The following is a 2,541-nucleotide window of genomic DNA, read 5'->3' as shown; positions in this document are numbered from 1 at the left end:
GGCCTCGCATGGTGTCGCTGTCCGCGATGTCGGCGAGGTGCTCGGCATGTCGTTCCAACGCGCACAACAGCTGATCTCCGCCGCCCGATAACGGGCCTGTACGCCGGTGACAACCAGCGCGGCAGGTCCCGTGCTCCCGCGTCGGTCGGTCGCTCGTGTGGCGTGGTCGTGTGCTTCACGTTTTTTCGTGCGTAGCGGAATGGTGGGCCGCGGCGGTCTAATCTGACCGCGTCCCAGCAAACCTGAGTGGCAACACCTGAGGGGCCTGACAATCACTGGAAGGTTTGCCGGCCCCCAACGGCTTACACCGCGCGGCGTCGCGGTTCGCCGCCGATCACATGGCCACGAATCCGGGGTGCGGGTTCAGTGGGTTGGACTTACCGGATTGAGCTGCTGCAAGCGGATGGCGCGCCCCGGTCGTTCTTCTTGACCATGGAACCGCCAGACCAGTACCGGCGACGGATAGCTGGGTGACCCTGGCGTCACCGCGGTGTCCGACGTAGCGCGCGGTCGGCGCGGGCATCCCAGGTCCAGCCGGGAAGCTTCTCAAGACGGCTGGCGCGGTCTGGGTTGAGGATTCCCTTGGCGCGTTTGGTGCGCTGCGTGTTGATCCATGATCCGAGTTTTACGCCACCGACCGAATAGGAGAACGGAACCCGTGCGTCTCCGTTGAGGCCAACGTATTCAAGGAGCCGGGCGAAGGTTTCCTCCCACTTGGCGGCCACGGCGTCCCACGCCCAGCAAGGCAGCTCCTCAAGTCGCTGCCGGCGGTCTTGGCTGAGGGTGGCGCTCCTGCTGCGCTGATTCGCAACCCACGCGCCCAGCTTGAAGCGATTAACCGTGAGGGAGTGAGGCACGCACGCGGTGCCGGTGCGCTCGGCGAAGTCAAGCAGTAGCGCGAAGCCTTTCTCCCACCGGTCGCCGTGCGGCGTCCACGTCCAGTCAGGAAGCTCCGCAAGACGTCGTGCGCGCTCAGGGGCGAGTATGCCGTCGCGGTGCCGGTCGCGCTGCACCGCTACCCAGTTACCGAGCTTGTAGCCGTTGAAGAGGTAGCGGGACGGGACGCGGGCGTGCCCAGTCTGCTCGACATAGTCCAGGAGACGGTTGAATCCCTCGTCCCACTGGGCGTCGATCACGTCCCACGCCCAGCCCGAAAGCTCCGCCAGACGGCGTGCGCGGTCAGGGTCGAGGGTGCCCTTCGCGTAGTACACCCGCTGCGCAACCACCCAACTGCCGAGCTTGACACCGTTGAACATGCAGTTCGCCGGAACGAGGGCGTCCCCATGCTGTTTCACGTAGTCCAAGAGGCAGACGAAGACCTTCTCCCACTTCTCGGCGCGGGCGTTCCAGGCCCACCCCCGCAGCGTCTCGAGACGATGTTCGCGGTGGGGGTCCAAGGTTCCCTGGGCATGTTTGACACGCTGCGCCATCACCCACTGCCCGAGTTTGTAGCCCTCCATCAGGCAGTCCTGCGGAACCAGCGCCGACCCGTTCTCTGCCACATATTTCCCCAGTAGCCCGAACCAGAACTCCCAGCTGGCACTGGTCTGTTCCACGAGTCTTGTGTCGAAAGCCGAGGCGAACGCGGCGCCTACGGTGACCGGCACGTCGAGGTGGATTTTGTCCGGCAGCTTAGGCACCCGGCCGCGGCGACCTATCTCGCGGCGCAGCGTGTCGATCTGCTCGGCCAGCTCGTCGTCGTGTGCCCGCAGCGCCTTGATCACGTCCCACACGGTCTTGAATGTTGAATCATCCAGAGCCACTTCGGGATCGGTGTCAGCGTCGATGAACACGGGGAGCACGATGGTTCCCACGGCCTTGTCATCGGCTTTGCGGATGGCGCGTCCCACCGCCTGGATGATGTCCACCTCGGAACGCCGAGGATCGATGAACGCCACCCCGTCCAGGGCGGGAACGTCCACGCCCTCGGCCAGACAGCGGGCGTTGGCCAGCAGCCCGCGCTCCCCGTCGTCGAGGCGGGACAGGTGTTGGAGCAGGACGTGGCGCTCTCCAGCGGTCATGTCGCCGGACGCGTACGACGACCACAACGCGCCCTTTGGTTGCTGCCGGACGGGCATCCAGTCAACGACATCGGACAGCTCGTCGGCGAACTCCCGGGCACGAGCGACCCGGGAGTGGAAGCTGATTGTGCGGCGCAGGTCGTAGCGCCGCATCGCCTTCGCGAGCCCGATCTGCCCGGCCAGGGACCGTGCATCGGTGATGACTCTTCCGTCCCGGGTGACCAGAGTGCCCTTTTCTACGTAGGTGCGGTAGGTGGCGTCGTCGACGCCGACCACAACCACCTGGTAATCGGTGAGTAGGTCGCGCTTGATGGCCTCGCTGAAGCCGAGGCGGTGGAACACCGCGCCGAAGGTAGCTTCGCTGTCCATCGAGGCGACTTCGAGGTCAGCTTCGGTGGCGGCCTTGATGACCCGGCCGGTGTAGTAGCGCGGCGTCGCCGTCATAAACAGCCGCCGCCGAGCCTTGATGCGGTCGGCGTCGAGGACTGTGGCGAAGTCGGAGGACACCGGCCCGGCACAG

General features: G+C 65.7%; 1 protein-coding gene. It reads right to left on the bottom strand.

Translation table 11 applies throughout. From position 1 onward, the window contains the following. Positions 1-482 precede the first annotated feature (482 nt). On the bottom strand, positions 483-2,541 hold a 2,059-nt coding region (locus AC2VOP_RS06745; RefSeq protein WP_486960243.1), incomplete at its 5' end, for a helicase associated domain-containing protein.

Source organism: Mycobacterium sp. TH-M106, assembly GCF_057473765.1.
Note: the sequence above shows the minus strand (reverse complement) of the source record. Positions and strands in the feature narration are given on the sequence as shown.